Source organism: Streptomyces sp. NPDC028722, from assembly GCF_040637655.1.
Lineage (GTDB): Bacteria > Actinomycetota > Actinomycetes > Streptomycetales > Streptomycetaceae > Streptomyces.
In genome coordinates this window covers 100,205-114,498 of the sequence record NZ_JBEZWU010000020.1, presented here as the reverse complement: position 1 = coordinate 114,498, position 14,294 = coordinate 100,205, and the positions used below count along the sequence as shown (strand labels likewise).

At 68.5% G+C, this 14,294-nt stretch carries 16 protein-coding genes; 4 read left to right on the top strand and 12 right to left on the bottom strand.

What is annotated here, in order from left to right; translation table 11 throughout:
• Window positions 1–123 precede the first annotated feature (123 nt).
• Window positions 124–765 (bottom strand): TetR/AcrR family transcriptional regulator, encoded by a 642-nt coding sequence (locus AB0F03_RS26975; RefSeq protein WP_361996402.1) that lies wholly within the window; start codon window positions 763–765, stop codon window positions 124–126.
• An 89-nt stretch (window positions 766–854) separates the two neighbouring features.
• On the opposite strand from AB0F03_RS26975, the gene AB0F03_RS26970 reads away from it, so the two are divergent.
• From AB0F03_RS26970 to AB0F03_RS26960, 3 genes are read left to right on the top strand one after another with little or no spacing between them, the layout of a single operon-like run.
• Complete coding sequence (locus AB0F03_RS26970; RefSeq protein ID WP_361996400.1) at window positions 855–1,643, top strand: ATP-binding cassette domain-containing protein; 789 nt, start codon at window positions 855–857, stop codon at window positions 1,641–1,643.
• 20 nt (window positions 1,644–1,663) lie between these two features.
• Window positions 1,664–2,413 carry an ABC transporter permease gene (locus AB0F03_RS26965; protein ID WP_361996398.1) on the top strand — a complete coding sequence of 250 codons (750 nt, stop codon included), beginning with the start codon at window positions 1,664–1,666 and terminating at the stop codon, window positions 2,411–2,413.
• A 13-nt stretch (window positions 2,414–2,426) separates the two neighbouring features.
• Window positions 2,427–2,999 carry a cob(I)yrinic acid a,c-diamide adenosyltransferase gene (locus AB0F03_RS26960; RefSeq protein ID WP_361996396.1) on the top strand — a complete coding sequence of 191 codons (573 nt, stop codon included), beginning with the start codon at window positions 2,427–2,429 and terminating at the stop codon, window positions 2,997–2,999.
• A 36-nt stretch (window positions 3,000–3,035) separates the two neighbouring features.
• On the opposite strand, the gene AB0F03_RS26955 is transcribed toward AB0F03_RS26960, so the two are convergent.
• Window positions 3,036–3,539 (bottom strand): DinB family protein, encoded by a 504-nt coding sequence (locus AB0F03_RS26955; RefSeq protein WP_361996394.1) that lies wholly within the window; start codon window positions 3,537–3,539, stop codon window positions 3,036–3,038.
• A gap of 322 nt (window positions 3,540–3,861) precedes the next feature.
• On the opposite strand from AB0F03_RS26955, the gene AB0F03_RS26950 reads away from it, so the two are divergent.
• Window positions 3,862–5,685, top strand: a complete 1,824-nt coding sequence (locus AB0F03_RS26950; protein WP_361996392.1) for a glycoside hydrolase family 18 chitinase — start codon at window positions 3,862–3,864, stop codon at window positions 5,683–5,685.
• A 24-nt stretch (window positions 5,686–5,709) separates the two neighbouring features.
• Here AB0F03_RS26950 and AB0F03_RS26945 read toward each other — a convergent pair whose 3' ends face one another.
• The 10 genes from AB0F03_RS26945 to AB0F03_RS26900 all read right to left on the bottom strand — a co-directional run bounded on the left by AB0F03_RS26945 (window position 5,710) and on the right by AB0F03_RS26900 (window position 14,110).
• Window positions 5,710–6,156: a DUF2550 domain-containing protein gene (locus AB0F03_RS26945; protein WP_361996390.1), complete on the bottom strand. Its 447-nt coding sequence runs from the start codon at window positions 6,154–6,156 to the stop codon at window positions 5,710–5,712.
• Window positions 6,157–6,310: 154 nt separating this feature from the next.
• Entirely contained in the window at window positions 6,311–6,685 is a 375-nt protein-coding gene (locus AB0F03_RS26940; protein WP_121786871.1) for a F0F1 ATP synthase subunit epsilon, read from the bottom strand.
• Window positions 6,686–6,795: 110 nt separating this feature from the next.
• Window positions 6,796–8,232, bottom strand: a complete 1,437-nt coding sequence (gene atpD, locus AB0F03_RS26935) for a F0F1 ATP synthase subunit beta (RefSeq protein ID WP_361996388.1) — start codon at window positions 8,230–8,232, stop codon at window positions 6,796–6,798.
• Window positions 8,233–9,150, bottom strand: coding sequence for a F0F1 ATP synthase subunit gamma (locus AB0F03_RS26930; RefSeq protein WP_361996386.1), 918 nt, complete (start codon window positions 9,148–9,150; stop codon window positions 8,233–8,235). It lies immediately after the preceding gene.
• Window positions 9,151–9,171: 21 nt separating this feature from the next.
• Window positions 9,172–10,764, bottom strand: coding sequence for a F0F1 ATP synthase subunit alpha (atpA, locus tag AB0F03_RS26925; protein WP_361996384.1), 1,593 nt, complete (start codon window positions 10,762–10,764; stop codon window positions 9,172–9,174).
• A gap of 138 nt (window positions 10,765–10,902) precedes the next feature.
• Window positions 10,903–11,718 carry a F0F1 ATP synthase subunit delta gene (locus AB0F03_RS26920; protein ID WP_361996383.1) on the bottom strand — a complete coding sequence of 272 codons (816 nt, stop codon included), beginning with the start codon at window positions 11,716–11,718 and terminating at the stop codon, window positions 10,903–10,905.
• Window positions 11,715–12,260: a F0F1 ATP synthase subunit B gene (locus tag AB0F03_RS26915; protein ID WP_361996381.1), complete on the bottom strand. Its 546-nt coding sequence runs from the start codon at window positions 12,258–12,260 to the stop codon at window positions 11,715–11,717. Before AB0F03_RS26915 ends, AB0F03_RS26920 begins: the two co-directional genes overlap by 4 nt.
• A 41-nt stretch (window positions 12,261–12,301) precedes the next feature.
• Complete coding sequence (locus AB0F03_RS26910; protein WP_361996379.1) at window positions 12,302–12,544, bottom strand: F0F1 ATP synthase subunit C; 243 nt, start codon at window positions 12,542–12,544, stop codon at window positions 12,302–12,304.
• A 72-nt stretch (window positions 12,545–12,616) separates the two neighbouring features.
• Window positions 12,617–13,438 carry a F0F1 ATP synthase subunit A gene (gene atpB, locus AB0F03_RS26905; RefSeq protein WP_361996377.1) on the bottom strand — a complete coding sequence of 274 codons (822 nt, stop codon included), beginning with the start codon at window positions 13,436–13,438 and terminating at the stop codon, window positions 12,617–12,619.
• Between the two features lie 225 nt (window positions 13,439–13,663).
• Window positions 13,664–14,110 (bottom strand): hypothetical protein, encoded by a 447-nt coding sequence (locus tag AB0F03_RS26900; protein ID WP_361996375.1) that lies wholly within the window; start codon window positions 14,108–14,110, stop codon window positions 13,664–13,666.
• Window positions 14,111–14,294 lie beyond the last annotated feature (184 nt).

Genomic DNA, 14,294 nt, shown 5'->3' with positions numbered 1-14,294 from the left:
CGACTCCTCTGAACGCGCTGTAGGTCTGCCTCTCTCCGGCGGACCATAGCGCTCCGACGCCGCTGTGTGACCGGTAAGTAACGCGCGTCACGTCTCATTTGACGGACATCACACCGGCAGGGGTCAGGACGGCTCACGGACGGCGTAGTTGAGGACCTTCTCGTCCAACAGGTCCTCGATGTCGCCCAGGAGGACGAGTACCTCTCGTGACACTTCGGCCGGTTTGTGACCGGCGAGCATGCGGCGGCCGATCGCGTCGAAGACCGTCCGGTGGAGCCAGCAGATCTGACCGGCGATCAGGCCGGGCAGCGGGTCGGCGTCGTCCGCGCCGGTCTCCTCGCGCAGGGCCGTCTCCAGGTTGTCGTGGATCTCCTGCTGGAGGCTCCACAGCCGGGAGCGCAGGGGCGGGGCCTCGTGGATGACGCGCATGAAGCGGTCGTAGCCCTCCATCAGGCCCACCCGGGGCGAGACGGCCTCGACCTCCTCGCGCAGTTCGCGCAGCACGGCCCGGGCGGCGGACTCTCCCGCGTCCCGGCCGCGCACCCAGCGGGCGAGCCGGTCGACCACGCCGGCGGAGCGGTCGAAGAAGAGGTCCTCCTTGGCGGGGAAGTAGTTGTAGACGGTGTTGACGGAGACGTCGGCCGCCTCGGCCACGTCCGCCATGGTCACCGCCATGAAGCCGCGCTCCACGAACAGTCCGGTGGCGATGTCCGAGATCCGCTGCCTGGTCTCGCGCTTCTTCCGCTCCCTGAGCCCCTCTGCCATGCCGTCATCGTAGGACGCCCGAAGATTCATGGCGACCCACCAAACTTGGTGCCATTGCAAACTTGGTGGGAGTCTGTTTTTCTGAGGGCATGGCAACAGTCATCAGTACGGCGGGCCTCGCCCGCACCTTCCGGACGAAAGCCGGACCCGTCGACGCCGTCCGCGGCATCGACCTCACCGTCCACGCGGGCGAGATCCTCGGCTTTCTCGGCCCCAACGGCGCGGGGAAGACCACCACCCTGCGGATGCTCACCACCCTGCTGAAACCCACCGGCGGGGCCGCCGCCGTCGCCGGGCACGACCTGGCGACCGATCCGGTCGGGGTGCGCCGGGCCAGCGGATACGTCGCCCAGTCCGGCGGGGTCGACCCGCAGATCACCGTGCGGGAGGAACTGGTCACCCAGGGCCGGATGTACCGCCTGCCGAGGGCGGAGGCGGTGGCGCGTGCCGGGGAACTGGCCGCGGAGCTGGATCTCACGGCACTCCTGGACCGGCGGACCGGCACGCTCTCGGGCGGCCAGCGGCGCCGCCTGGACATCGCCATGGCCCTCACCCACCGCCCCGAGGTGCTGTTCCTGGACGAGCCGACGACCGGCCTGGACCCCGGCAGCCGCGCCGACCTGTGGGACCTGGTCCGCCGGCTGCGCGACCGGCACGGCACGACCGTCCTCCTGACCACGCACTACCTGGACGAGGCCGACGCCCTCGCCGACCGCCTGGTGATCGTCGACCGGGGCACGGTCGCCGCCGAGGGCACCCCGGGCGCGCTCAGGCTGCGCCACGGCGGTTCGCTGGACGCCACGCTCCAGGACACCTTCCTCGCCGTCACCGGCCGCGGCCCCGCACCGGCGGCCGCCACCTCCCCCGTAGCCGTATGAGACCGACAGGGACCCGCCCGATGCTCCTTCACGACACGGCCCTCGTCTACGGCCGCTATCTGCGCCAGTCGCTGCGCTCCCGCTTCGCCCTGCTCTTCGGCGTGCTCACGCCCCTGCTCTATCTGCTCTTCTTCGGCCCGCTGCTCACCGGACTGCCGCTCGGCGGTCGGGGCAGCTCCTGGCAGGTGCTGGTGCCCGGCCTGCTGCTGCAACTCGGCCTGTTCGGCGCGCTGTTCGCGGGGTTCGCGATCATCCTGGAGAAGGGACAGGGGGTGGTGGAGCGGATGCGGGTGACCCCGGTCAGCCGGCTCGCCCTGCTGCTCGGCCGGGTGCTGCGCGACGCCACGGTCTTCGTCTTCCAGGCGGTGCTGCTGGTACTGGCCGCGCTGGTGATGGGCCTGCGCGCCCCGCTGACCGGCGTGCTGATCGGCTTCGCGTTCGTCGCCCTGCTGACGGTCTCGCTGGCCTCGCTGTCGTACGCGCTGGGCATGAAGGTCCGAACCCCGCAGGAGTTCGGACCGCTGATCAACGCGGTGTCGATGCCGTCGATGCTGCTGTCCGGGCTGATGCTCCCGATGTCCCTGGCGCCGGGCTGGCTGGACGTGCTGTCGCACTTCGTGCCGTTCCGCTACCTGGTGGACGCGGTCCGCGACGCCTACGTCGGCCGGTACGGCACCGCGCACATGCTCTACGGCGTCCTGGTCGCCGTCGGGTTCTCCGCGCTGGCCGTGACGGTGGGCACACGGGTGTTCCGGACGGCCGGGGCGTAACTACGCTGGCCGCATGGTCAATCTGACACGCATCTACACCAGGACCGGCGACCAGGGCACCACCAGCCTCGGCGACATGAGCCGGGTGCCCAAGACGGACCTCCGCATCTCCGCGTACGCGGACACCAACGAGGCCAACGCGGTCATCGGCACCGCGATCGCCCTGGGAGGGCTGCACGAGGAGATCGTCACGGTCCTCACCCGCGTCCAGAACGACCTGTTCGACGTGGGCGCGGACCTGTCGACACCGGTGGTGGAGAACCCCGCGTTCCCGCCGCTCAGGGTGGAGCAGTTCTACGTCGACAAGCTGGAGGCGGACTGCGACCGCTTCAACGAGCGGCTGGAGAAGCTGCGTTCCTTCATCCTGCCCGGAGGCACCGCGGGTGCCGCCCTGCTCCACCAGGCGTGCACGGTCGTACGGCGGGCCGAGCGCTCCACGTGGGCGGCCCTGGAGGTGCACGGCGAGACGATGAACCCGCTCACCGCGACCTACCTGAACCGCCTCTCGGACCTGCTGTTCATCCTGGCCCGCAGCGCCAACCGGGAGGTCGGCGACGTGCTGTGGGTGCCGGGCGGGGAACGCTAGCCCCCTCCCCCACGGCCCGGCCGGGCGCCGGTCGGGTCAGGAGCCGGTCCGGCCGTCGGCCAGCTCGCGCAGGATGTCGAGGTGGCCGTTGTGCCGGGCCGTCTCCTCGATGAGGTGCAGCACGATCCAGCGCAGGTCGAACACGCTGCCGTCGTCCCGCTTCCGCCGCGCCTTGGCGCCCAGGTCGTGCGCGGCGATCAGCTCGTTGTGCCGTGCGGCCCCCTCGGCGTACTCGTCCAGCAACCGGGACAGCGGGAAGTCGACGGCGATGCGCATCTCGCGGTCTGGGTCCTCGTCGGTCCAGGGCCCCTCGTCCTCCTCCCCGAGGAAGATGACCCGGAACCAGTAGTACTCGACCCAGCGCAGATGGTTGATCACCCCGCTCATGGTCATCAGCGGCGAGCCGGGGAGAGGAGCCGAGCGGGCGTCCTCCTCGGACAGTTCCTCGCACTTGGCGCGCGCGGTGGCGCGGACGTAGTCGAGGAAGGTGGTCAGCTGGGTGCGCTCGTCCCAGGCGGGAGGCGTGTCGGTGCGTGTCATCGCCGGAATGATCCACCGGCACCCTTCTCCTTGTCGACAGGATTTGCGGCGGCCCCGGCCCGGGGCTCCCGTTCCGGGAAGCGCGTGTGACCGGCGCGGTCCGGCCGCGGAGGGCGCGCACGTCAGCCGGTTACCGGCCGAACCGGAGCCGAGCAGCCGGGTGCAAGCGACGGTTCCGGCGCGTGAGTCGGGGCGCTGACGGGACGACTCCGGAATGGTCCAGACCTATTGACGAGTGGTCCAGACCTTTCTACTCTCGCAGCACTCGGGCATGGAGGCTCAGTCATGCCCCTGACACCCCCGACGACGAGGGAGGCGCAGCATGCGCTTCAGACACAGAGCCGCGGCAGGGTTCGCGACCCTGTTGCTCCCGCTGGCCGGCCTGGTCGGCCTCGCGAGCCCCGCACAGGCCGCGAGCAACGCCACCGCCACCTACACCAAGGCCAGCGACTGGGGCACCGGCTTCGGTGGTCAGTGGACCATCAAGAACACCGGCAGCTCCAGCATCAGCTCCTGGACCGTCGAGTGGGACTTCCCCTCCGGTACGTCCGTCACCTCCTCCTGGGACGCGGACGTCACCGGCTCCGGAACCCACTGGACCGCGAAGAACAAGTCCTACAACGGCAGCATCGCCCCCGGTGCCTCGGTCTCCTTCGGCTTCAACGGCGCGGGCTCCGGCTCCCCGTCGAACTGCAAGCTGAACGGCGACAGCTGCGACGGCACGACGGTCCCCGGTGACGCGGCCCCCTCCGCGCCCGGCACCCCCACCGCCTCCTCCGTCACCGACACCTCGGTGAAGCTCGGCTGGGGCGCGGCCACCGACGACAAGGGCGTCAAGAACTACGACGTCCTGCGCGACGGCAAGGTCGTCGGCACGGTCACCACCACGTCGTACACCGACACCGGTCTGACCGCCGGCACCGACTACTCCTACACCGTGCAGGCCCGCGACACCGCGAACCAGACCGGTCCGGTCAGCGGCGCCGTCAAGGTGCACACCACCGGCGGCGGCACCACTCCCCCGCCGCCCACCGGTGACAAGGTCAAGCTCGGCTACTTCACCGAGTGGGGCATCTACGGCCGGAACTACAACGTCAAGAACCTGGTGACGTCCGGCTCCGCGTCCAAGATCACGCACATCAACTACGCCTTCGGCAACGTCACCGGCGGCAAGTGCGCGATCGGCGACTCCTACGCCGACTACGACAAGGCCTTCACCGCCGACCAGTCGGTCAGCGGCGTCGCCGACAACTGGGACCAGCCGCTGCGCGGCAACTTCAACCAGCTGCGCGAGCTGAAGGCCAAGTACCCGAACATCAAGGTGCTGTGGTCCTTCGGCGGCTGGACCTGGTCCGGCGGCTTCGCGGACGCGGCCAAGAACCCGGCCGCCTTCGCCCAGTCCTGCTACGACCTGGTCGAGGACCCGCGCTGGGCCGATGTCTTCGACGGCATCGACATCGACTGGGAGTACCCGAACGCCTGCGGTCTGACCTGCGACACCAGCGGGGCGGCGGCCTACAAGAACCTGATGGCCGCCCTGCGCGCCAAGTTCGGCTCGAACAACCTGATCACCGCCGCCACCACTGCGGACGGTTCCGCCGGCGGCAAGATCGAGGCGGCCGACTACGCGGGCGCCGCCCAGTACGTCGACTGGTACAACGTGATGACGTACGACTTCTTCGGTGCCTGGGACGCCAAGGGCCCCACCGCCCCGCACTCCCCGCTCACCTCGTACAACGGCATCCCGAAGGAGGGCTTCACCACCGCCGACGCGCTGGCCAAGTTCAAGGCGATCGGCGTCCCCGCGAAGAAACTGCTCATCGGCATCGGCTTCTACGGCCGCGGCTGGACCGGCGTCACCCAGGACGCCCCGGGCGGCACGGCCACGGGCCCGGCGGCCGGCACCTACGAGCAGGGCATCGAGGACTACAAGGTCCTGAAGTCGTCCTGCCCGGCCACCGGCACGATCGCCGGCACGGCCTACGCCCACTGCGGCAGCAACTGGTGGTCGTACGACACCCCGGCCACCATCAAGGCGAAGATGGCCTGGGCCAACAGCCAGGGCCTCGGTGGCGCGTTCTTCTGGGAGTTCAGCGGCGACACCAGCGACGGTGAACTGGTGAGCGCCATCAGCAACAACCTGTAACCGTCAAGCACCAGGTATCAAGCACTAAGCCACATTGACGCGCTGACCGGGCGGGGCTGCTTCCAGCCACGCGAGAAAACCGGTCAGCGCGTCTTCGCTCATGGCGAGTTCGAGGTGCGCGTCCCGGTGCGCACAGGCCAGCACCACCGCGTCGGACAGCAGCGCCAGTTCCTCCTCGCCCTCGGGCAGCCGGCGGCCGACCACCTCGATCTGCGCGCGCTCCAGGACGCGGCGGGGGCGGACGGCGTAGGAGAACACCCGGTACCACTCGATGCGGTCACCGTTGTAGCGGGCGACGCCGTAGCTCCAGCCCTTGCCGCCCGCGTCCGGTTTCTCGGGTACGCCCCAGCGCAGTGAACAGTCGAACGTACCGCCGGACCGCTGGATCAGCCTGCGGCGCAGTCCGAACAGGAACAATCCCACCGCCAAGAGCGCGACCACGATCCCGCACACAGTCAGAGCGAGGACCATCGGCACCGACCTCCTCGTCTCTCAGGCAGTGGCACCGCTGGTGTCACTGAGTAATGAAACGGAAAAAACACCCACATCTGCCTCAGCCGCGACCGGCACCGGATTGCTCCGGGCCGGCCGCGGCTGAGTGACGTCAACGTACAGCGCGGCTGGTTCAGCGCGCCGCCGCCGCGCGCAGTCGGACGTCCGCGCGGCGCTCGGCACCGGCGTCGCCCTCCGCCTTCGCGCGCTCCAGCTCCCGCTCCGTGCGCTGGACATCGATCTCGTCCGACAGCTCGGCGATCTCGGCCAGCAGCGACAGCTTGTCGTCCGCGAACGAGATGAAACCGCCGTGCACCGCGGCGACGACCGTTCCGCCTTCACTCGTACGGATGGTCACCGGGCCCGACTCCAGCACACCGAGCAGCGGCTGGTGACCGGGCATGACGCCGATGTCGCCGGACGTGGTGCGCGCGACGACCAGGGTGGCCTCGCCGGACCAGACCTGACGGTCGGCAGCGACCAGCTCGACATGCAGCTCAGCAGCCAAGGGTGGCTCCTCGGGTCACCACCCGGCGGTAGTGCCGGGTGTTGGGGTCAATTCTAGTAGGCGTGGATGAGGGGGCGGGACGCACCCGCCCCCTCACCCGAGCACGAGGCTCAGGAGACGCCCAGCTCCTTGGCGTTGGCCTTGAGGTCCTCGAGGCCACCGCACATGAAGAACGCCTGCTCGGGGAAGTGGTCGTAATCGCCGTCGCAGATCGCGTTGAACGCGGTGATCGACTCGTCGAGCGGCACGTCCGAGCCGTCCACGCCGGTGAACTGCTTGGCGACGTGGGTGTTCTGGGACAGGAAGCGCTCCACACGACGGGCACGGTGGACGACCAGCTTGTCCTCCTCGCCCAGCTCGTCGATACCGAGGATCGCGATGATGTCCTGGAGATCCTTGTACTTCTGGAGGATCGTCTTCACACGCATGGCCGTGTTGTAGTGATCCGCCGTGATGTAGCGCGGGTCCAGGATCCGGGACGTGGAGTCGAGCGGGTCCACGGCCGGGTAGATGCCCTTCTCCGAGATCGGACGGGAGAGAACCGTCGTCGCGTCGAGGTGGGCGAAGGTGGTGGCCGGGGCCGGGTCGGTCAGGTCGTCCGCGGGGACGTAGATCGCCTGCATCGAGGTGATCGAGTGACCGCGGGTCGACGTGATGCGCTCCTGGAGGAGACCCATCTCGTCGGCCAGGTTCGGCTGGTAGCCCACCGCGGACGGCATACGGCCGAGCAGCGTGGAGACCTCGGAACCGGCCTGCGTGAAGCGGAAGATGTTGTCGATGAAGAACAGCACGTCCTGCTTCTGGACGTCACGGAAGTACTCGGCCATGGTCAGGCCGGCCAGCGCGACGCGCAGACGGGTGCCCGGGGGCTCGTCCATCTGACCGAAGACCAGCGCGGTCTTGTCGATGACGCCCGAGTCGGACATCTCCTCGATGAGGTCGTTGCCCTCACGGGTGCGCTCACCGACACCGGCGAACACGGAGACACCGTCGTGGTTGTTGGCGACGCGGTAGATCATCTCCTGGATGAGCACCGTCTTGCCGACGCCGGCACCGCCGAACAGGCCGATCTTGCCGCCCTTGACGTACGGGGTGAGCAGGTCGATGACCTTGACGCCCGTCTCGAACATCTCGGTCTTCGACTCGAGCTCGTCGAAGTTCGGGGCCTTGCGGTGGATCGGCCAGCGCTCGCCGGTGTAGGCCTCGTCGGTGTTCAGCACCTCACCGAGGGTGTTGAACACCTTGCCCTTGGTGAAGTCGCCGACCGGCACCGAGATGGGGGCACCGGTGTCGACGACCGGGGCCTGGCGGACCAGACCGTCGGTCGGCTGCATGGAGATGGTGCGGACCAGGCCGTCACCCAGGTGCTGGGCGACCTCCAGGGTCAGCGTCTTCTTCTCGCCGGCGTTGGCCGGGTCGGCCACCTCGACGTGCAGCGCCTGGTAGATGTCCGGCATCGCGTCGACGGGGAACTCCACGTCGACGACCGGGCCGATGACCCGGGCGACGCGGCCCGTAGCCGTCGCGGTCTCAACAGTGGTGGTCATTTATCGGTCACTCCCCGCGGTCGCGTCGGCCAGGGCACTGGCGCCACCGACGATCTCGCTGATTTCCTGGGTGATTTCGGCCTGGCGGGCCGCGTTGGCAAGGCGGGACAGCGTGTTGATCAGCTCGCCCGCGTTGTCGGTGGCCGACTTCATCGCGCGCCGCGTGGCGGCGTGCTTCGAAGCGGCCGACTGGAGCAGCGCGTTGTAGATGCGGCTCTCGACGTACCGCGGCAGCAGGGCGTCGAGGACGTCCTCCGCCGACGGCTCGAAGTCGTACAGCGGCAGGATCTCGCCCTGGGGGGCGCTCTCCTGCGCGACCTCGTCGAGACGCAGCGGCAGCAGCCGGGCGTCGAGCGCCGTCTGCGTCATCATCGAGACGAACTCGGTGAAGACGATGTGGAGTTCGTCCACACCACCCTCGGCCGTGTCCTTCTCGATCGCCTCGATCAGAGGCGCCGCCACCTTCTTGGCGTCCGCGTACGTCGGCTCGTCGGTGAACCCGCTCCACGACTCCGCGATCTTGCGCTCACGGAAGTTGTAGTGGGCTGCACCGCGCCGGCCGACGATGTACGTGTCGACCTGCTTGCCCTCGCGCTCCAGGCGCTCGGTCAGCTGCTCCGCCGCCTTGATCGCGTTGGAGTTGAAGGCGCCGGCGAGACCGCGGTCGCTCGTGAGGAGGAGGACCGCGGCGCGGGCCGGGTTCTCCGCCTCCGTGGTGAGCGGATGCCTGGTGTTAGAACCCGTACCGACCGCCGTGACCGCGCGCGTCAGCTCGGTCGCGTACGGCGTGGAGGCCGCCACCTTGCGCTGCGCCTTGACGACGCGCGAGGCGGCGATCATCTCCATCGCCTTGGTGATCTTCTTGGTCGCGGTGACGGATCGGATGCGACGCTTGTAGACCCGGAGCTGGGCTCCCATGAGTCAGGTCCCTTCCTTACGTCACTTGGCGGCAGCGGCAGGAGTGTCCTCGCCGAGCAGCTTGCCGTCCGAGGTCTCGAACTGCTTCTTGAACTCGGCGATGGCGTCCGCGATGGCCGTGAGCGTGTCGTCGGACATCTTGGCGCCCTCGCGGATGGAGGTCATGAGGCCCTGCTCCTTGCGGTGCAGGTACTCCAGCAGCTCCTTCTCGAAGCGGCGGATGTCGGCGACCGGTACGTCGTCCATCCGGCCGGTGGTGCCGGCCCACACGGAGACGACCTGGTCCTCGGTGGACATCGGCTGGTACTGGTCCTGCTTCAGCAGCTCGACCATGCGCTGACCGCGCTCCAGCTGCGACTTCGAGGCCGCGTCCAGGTCGGAACCGAAGGCGGCGAACGCCTCCAGCTCACGGAACTGGGCGAGGTCGACACGCAGCCGGCCGGAGACCTGCCTCATCGCCTTGTGCTGCGCGGAACCACCGACTCGGGAGACGGAGATACCGACGTTCAGCGCGGGGCGCTGACCGGCGTTGAAGAGGTCCGACTCCAGGAAGCACTGGCCGTCGGTGATGGAGATGACGTTGGTCGGGATGAACGCCGAGACGTCGTTGGCCTTCGTCTCGACGATCGGCAGACCGGTCATCGAGCCGGCGCCCTCGTCGTCGGAGAGCTTGGCGCAGCGCTCCAGCAGACGCGAGTGCAGGTAGAAGACGTCACCCGGGTAGGCCTCACGGCCCGGCGGGCGGCGCAGCAGCAGCGACACGGCGCGGTAGGCGTCGGCCTGCTTCGACAGGTCGTCGAAGATGATCAGGACGTGCTTGCCCTGGTACATCCAGTGCTGGCCGATGGCCGATCCGGTGTACGGCGCCAGGTACTTGAAGCCGGCCGGGTCGGACGCCGGGGCGGCGACGATGGTCGTGTACTCCAGCGCGCCGTTCTCCTCCAGCGCGCGGCGCACGCCGGCGATGGTGGAGCCCTTCTGGCCGATGGCGACGTAGATGCAGCGGACCTGCTTCTTCGGGTCGCCCGTGCGCCAGTTGTCGCGCTGGTTGATGATCGTGTCGACGGCCAGGGCGGTCTTGCCGGTCTGGCGGTCACCGATGATCAGCTGACGCTGACCGCGGCCGATCGGGGTCATCGCGTCGACGGCCTTGTAGCCCGTCTCCATCGGCTCGTGCACCGACTTGCGCTGCATGACCGTGGGGGCCTGTAGCTCGAGGGCGCGGCGGCCGTCGGTCTCGATCTCGCCGAGGCCGTCGATCGGGTTGCCGAGCGGGTCGACGACGCGGCCGAGGTAGCCCTCGCCGACCGCCACGGAGAGGACCTCACCGGTGCGGCGCACCGGCTGCCCCTCCTCGATACCGCTGAACTCGCCGAGGACGACCGCACCGATCTCGCGCTCTTCCAGGTTCAGCGCGAGGCCGAGGGATCCGTCCTCGAACTTCAGCAGTTCGTTCGCCATGGCCGAGGGCAGGCCCTCGATCTTGGCGATGCCGTCGCCGGCGACGGTGACCGTGCCGACCTCCTCGCGCGAGGCCGCGTCCGGCTTGTACGACTGGACGAAGTTCTCCAGCGCGTCCCGGATCTCCTCCGGCCGGATCGTGAGCTCCGCCATCTGGGTTCCCTGCTCTCCTTGTTGGGCCCGAAGTTTCACTTTGGGGGGATGCGGACTCCCCCCAACAGGAGGTGAATCCTCTGCACGGCCCAACCAGGGCCGTAATTACGTTTTTCTCGACGAGTTGCCGAGGTGCTGCTAGCTCGCCATGCGACGGGCGGCCTCGTCCAGCCGGTCCGCGATCGAGCCGTTGATGACCTCGTCACCGACCTGCACCCGGACGCCTCCGACGACCTCGGGGTCGACGTCGAGGTTCAGGTGCATCCGACGCCCGTAGAGCTTGGTCAGGGCGGCGCCGAGGCGCTCCTTCTGCCCGTCGCTCAGGGGCACCGCCGAGGTGACGACGGCGACCATGCGGTTCCGGCGCTCGGCGGCAAGCCTGGACAGGGACTCCAGTCCCGCTTCCAGGCTACGTCCACGCGGCGCGGTGACGAGGCGCGTCACCAGACGCTCGGTGACCGGCTTGGCCCGCCCGCCGAGCAGCCGGTGCAGCAGCTCGGTCTTGGCCGGGCGGCCGGCGGCGCGGTCGGTGAGCGCGGCGCGCAGCTCGGGGCTGGAGGAGACGATCCGGCCGAACCGGAACAGCTCGTCCTCGACGTCGTCGAGGGTGCCCGTCTTCTCCGCGGCCGTGAGGTCGGCGATGTTCGCCAGCTCCTCGACCGCGTCCACCAGGTCGCGGGACTGCGACCAGCGGGACCGGGCCAGCCCGGACACCAGGTCGGCGGTGCTGCCGCTGACCTGGCCCCCGATCAGACGCTGGACCAGCTGCGCCTTCGCCTCTCCGGCCTTGCCCGGGTCGGTGAGGGCGCGGCGCACGCCGGCCTCGCGGTCGAGCAGCGCGGCGACGGCCGCCAGCTCGTCGGCGAGCTGCGCGGCGTCCACGGCCGTGGAGTCCGTCAGCGCGTCGAGACGCCCACGGGCGGCTGCCAGGGCCTCGCGGCTCGCTCCGTTCATCGCGTGGCCTCGGCCTTCTCCTCGAGCTGGTCGAGGAAGCGGTCGATCACACGGCTCTGCCGGGCGTGGTCCTCGAGGGACTCACCGACGAGCTTGCCGGCCAGGTCGGTGGCGAGCTTGCCGACGTCCTGGCGCAGCGCGGACGCGGCGGCCTTGCGGTCGGCCTCGATCTGCGCGTGACCGGCGGCGACGATCTCCTCGCGCTGACGCTGGCCCTCGGCCCGCATCTCGGCGATGAGCACGGCACCCTGCTCCTGCGCCTCCTGGCGCAGACGCGCGGCCTCGTGCCGGGCCTCGGCAAGCTGGGCCTTGTACTGCTCGAGGACGCTCTGGGCCTCGGTCTGTGCGGCCTCGGCCTTTTCGATACCGCCCTCGATGGCCTCACGACGCTCTTCCAGAACCTTGTTGATGTTCGGGAGGAGCTTCTTGGCGAGGAAGCCGAAGACGATGACGAAGGCGAGCAGGCCGATGACAAGCTCGGGGATCGGCGGGATGAGGGGGTTCTCCCCGCTCTCGGCCGCCATGATGAGCAGCTGGCTCATGTCAGTGCCTTTCGTCTAGGTGGCTTTGGCTGATCGGTCGATCAGATGCCGTAGACGAACGGCATGACCAGACCGATCAGCGCCAGCGCCTCACAGAAGGCGAAGCCGAGAATCTGGTTGGCGCGGATCAGGCCGGCAGCTTCGGGCTGACGGGCCAGGGCCTGGGTGCCGTTACCGAAGATGATGCCGACGCCGACGCCGGGGCCGATGGCGGCGAGACCGTAGCCGATGGAGCCGAGGGAGCCGTGAACGCCGTCGGCAGCAAGGGTCTGGAGAGCGGACATGCCGATTCTTCCTTCTTCTTTACGGACCGGTGGGGGTTGGCCACCGGACGATCGGGGTGTGGTGTGGGGCGCTCAGTGGTGCTCGGCGAGGGCGCCCTGGATGTAGGTGCACGTCAGAAGAACGAAGACGTACGCCTGAAGAGCCTGGATGAAGAGTTCGAAGGCCGTCATCACGAGGGTCATGATGAAGCTGACGCCGGCGTAGGCGATGCCGATGCCGTTCAGCAGGTACCAGCTGGCGATCGTGAAGAGCAGCAGCAGGGTGTGGCCCGCGAACATGTTCGCGAAGAGTCGCACCGCGTGGGTGAAGGGGCGCACCAGCAGGTTCGAGAAGAACTCGATGAGCATGGCGAGCGGCAGCACCGCACCGAGCGACTTGTCGTAGCCCGTGACGTTCTTGAAGAAGCCGACGAAACCGTGGCGCTTGAACGTCAGCGAAACCCAGAGGATGTAGACGATCAGTGCCAGGACCAGCGGGTACGAAATGATCGACGTCACCGGGAACTGGGCGACCGGAACGATCGACCAGAGGTTCATCATCCAGATGAAGAAGAACAGCGAGACGACCAGCGGGACGTACTTCTCGCCTTCCTTCTTGCCGATGGTCTCGTAGACGACACCGCGGCGGATGAAGTCGTAGCCGGTCTCGGCGACCATCTGGAGCTTGCCGGGGACGACCTTCGGCTTACGGAAGGCGGCCCAGAAGAAGCCGACGATGATGATCGAGCCGAGCAGCGCCAGCAGCATCGTCTTGTTGAAGTACACGTTGCTGTCGCCGTCGCCCCAGAGGGGCTGGAACAGGAACGAGTGCAGGCCGGGAGCCGGGAAGCCACAGCCGTCGAAGATGTGGCAGTCGGTCTCGAAGGCGAGCACCTGCGTCGGATCAGCACTCACCGCGGGCTCCTTCAGCGTGGCGCATAGGTACGGCAACCTCGTTGTGTCGGCGCGGCGTACGACCGCGGGTCGGCACGGGACTGGTGTTACGGATGTGGGGGCGGCTTGGGGGCATCTCGCCTCGCGATTGAGCAGGCGTCAGCTCAGATGCCCGCGCCCGCGATGCCGCAGTTGGCACCGGACGATAGCAGGCGATCTCGTGCGCCTTTATCCCGGCCCTACCCCTCACGACGAGTGCCCCGACTTGTGGGACTTTCCGTCGCTCGTGGATACGGTCGATTCGGGTTCGACGTACAGGATCTTGGACTTCATGTGCGCACGCGTCTGCGCGGCGATCCACGCGAGGGTGCCGGCGAGGAGCGTGAGCGCGAAAGCCCTGGGATTGAACAGCGTCGTGTGCTTGAACGCGGCCATGAACACGAACAGCAGCAGGATCTGTGCCGCGTAGAGCATCAGGCCCATGGCCTGGAACAGATGCGGAAGCGATTTGGCGGTGCGCTGGAGGACGTACAGACCGATACCCATGAACAGGATCACGATCACCGTGGCGACGACAGCCCCGATCGCTCCCTTGCCACCCGCGACCACACCGCTGACGACGGCGGCAATCGCGCCGACGGCAACCGTGGGTACGGCGGCCTGGGCCAGGATCCGGGCGTCATTGGACGGCATGGCGGCAACTCCGCTTTCACAGGGGGCAGGTGTCGTCATGGACGAGCGTAGTCCCGGGCCGAGGGGGTCAAGACCTCACACCGACGGACCAACGCACTGGGTCCTTCGGCTCTCTCCGGGGTTCTCGTGAACCGTATCACAAACTATTTGATGAGGTCTTTACCTGGTTGGTGTGCTTGCTGTC

What these genes read in the sequence shown, in the direction of transcription:
- AB0F03_RS26975 (WP_361996402.1), bottom strand. Translation starts at nt 765, where the DNA reads ATGGCAGAGGGGCTCAGGGAGCGGAAGAAGCGCGAGACCAGGCAGCGG.
- AB0F03_RS26970 (WP_361996400.1), top strand. Translation starts at nt 855, where the DNA reads ATGGCAACAGTCATCAGTACGGCGGGCCTCGCCCGCACCTTCCGGACG.
- AB0F03_RS26965 (WP_361996398.1), top strand. Translation starts at nt 1,664, where the DNA reads ATGCTCCTTCACGACACGGCCCTCGTCTACGGCCGCTATCTGCGCCAG.
- AB0F03_RS26960 (WP_361996396.1), top strand. Translation starts at nt 2,427, where the DNA reads ATGGTCAATCTGACACGCATCTACACCAGGACCGGCGACCAGGGCACC.
- AB0F03_RS26955 (WP_361996394.1), bottom strand. Translation starts at nt 3,539, where the DNA reads ATGACACGCACCGACACGCCTCCCGCCTGGGACGAGCGCACCCAGCTG.
- AB0F03_RS26950 (WP_361996392.1), top strand. Translation starts at nt 3,862, where the DNA reads ATGCGCTTCAGACACAGAGCCGCGGCAGGGTTCGCGACCCTGTTGCTC.
- AB0F03_RS26945 (WP_361996390.1), bottom strand. Translation starts at nt 6,156, where the DNA reads ATGGTCCTCGCTCTGACTGTGTGCGGGATCGTGGTCGCGCTCTTGGCG.
- atpD (WP_361996388.1), bottom strand. Translation starts at nt 8,232, where the DNA reads ATGACCACCACTGTTGAGACCGCGACGGCTACGGGCCGCGTCGCCCGG.
- AB0F03_RS26930 (WP_361996386.1), bottom strand. Translation starts at nt 9,150, where the DNA reads ATGGGAGCCCAGCTCCGGGTCTACAAGCGTCGCATCCGATCCGTCACC.
- atpA (WP_361996384.1), bottom strand. Translation starts at nt 10,764, where the DNA reads ATGGCGGAGCTCACGATCCGGCCGGAGGAGATCCGGGACGCGCTGGAG.
- AB0F03_RS26920 (WP_361996383.1), bottom strand. Translation starts at nt 11,718, where the DNA reads ATGAACGGAGCGAGCCGCGAGGCCCTGGCAGCCGCCCGTGGGCGTCTC.
- AB0F03_RS26915 (WP_361996381.1), bottom strand. Translation starts at nt 12,260, where the DNA reads ATGAGCCAGCTGCTCATCATGGCGGCCGAGAGCGGGGAGAACCCCCTC.
- AB0F03_RS26910 (WP_361996379.1), bottom strand. Translation starts at nt 12,544, where the DNA reads ATGTCCGCTCTCCAGACCCTTGCTGCCGACGGCGTTCACGGCTCCCTC.
- AB0F03_RS26900 (WP_361996375.1), bottom strand. Translation starts at nt 14,110, where the DNA reads ATGCCGTCCAATGACGCCCGGATCCTGGCCCAGGCCGCCGTACCCACG.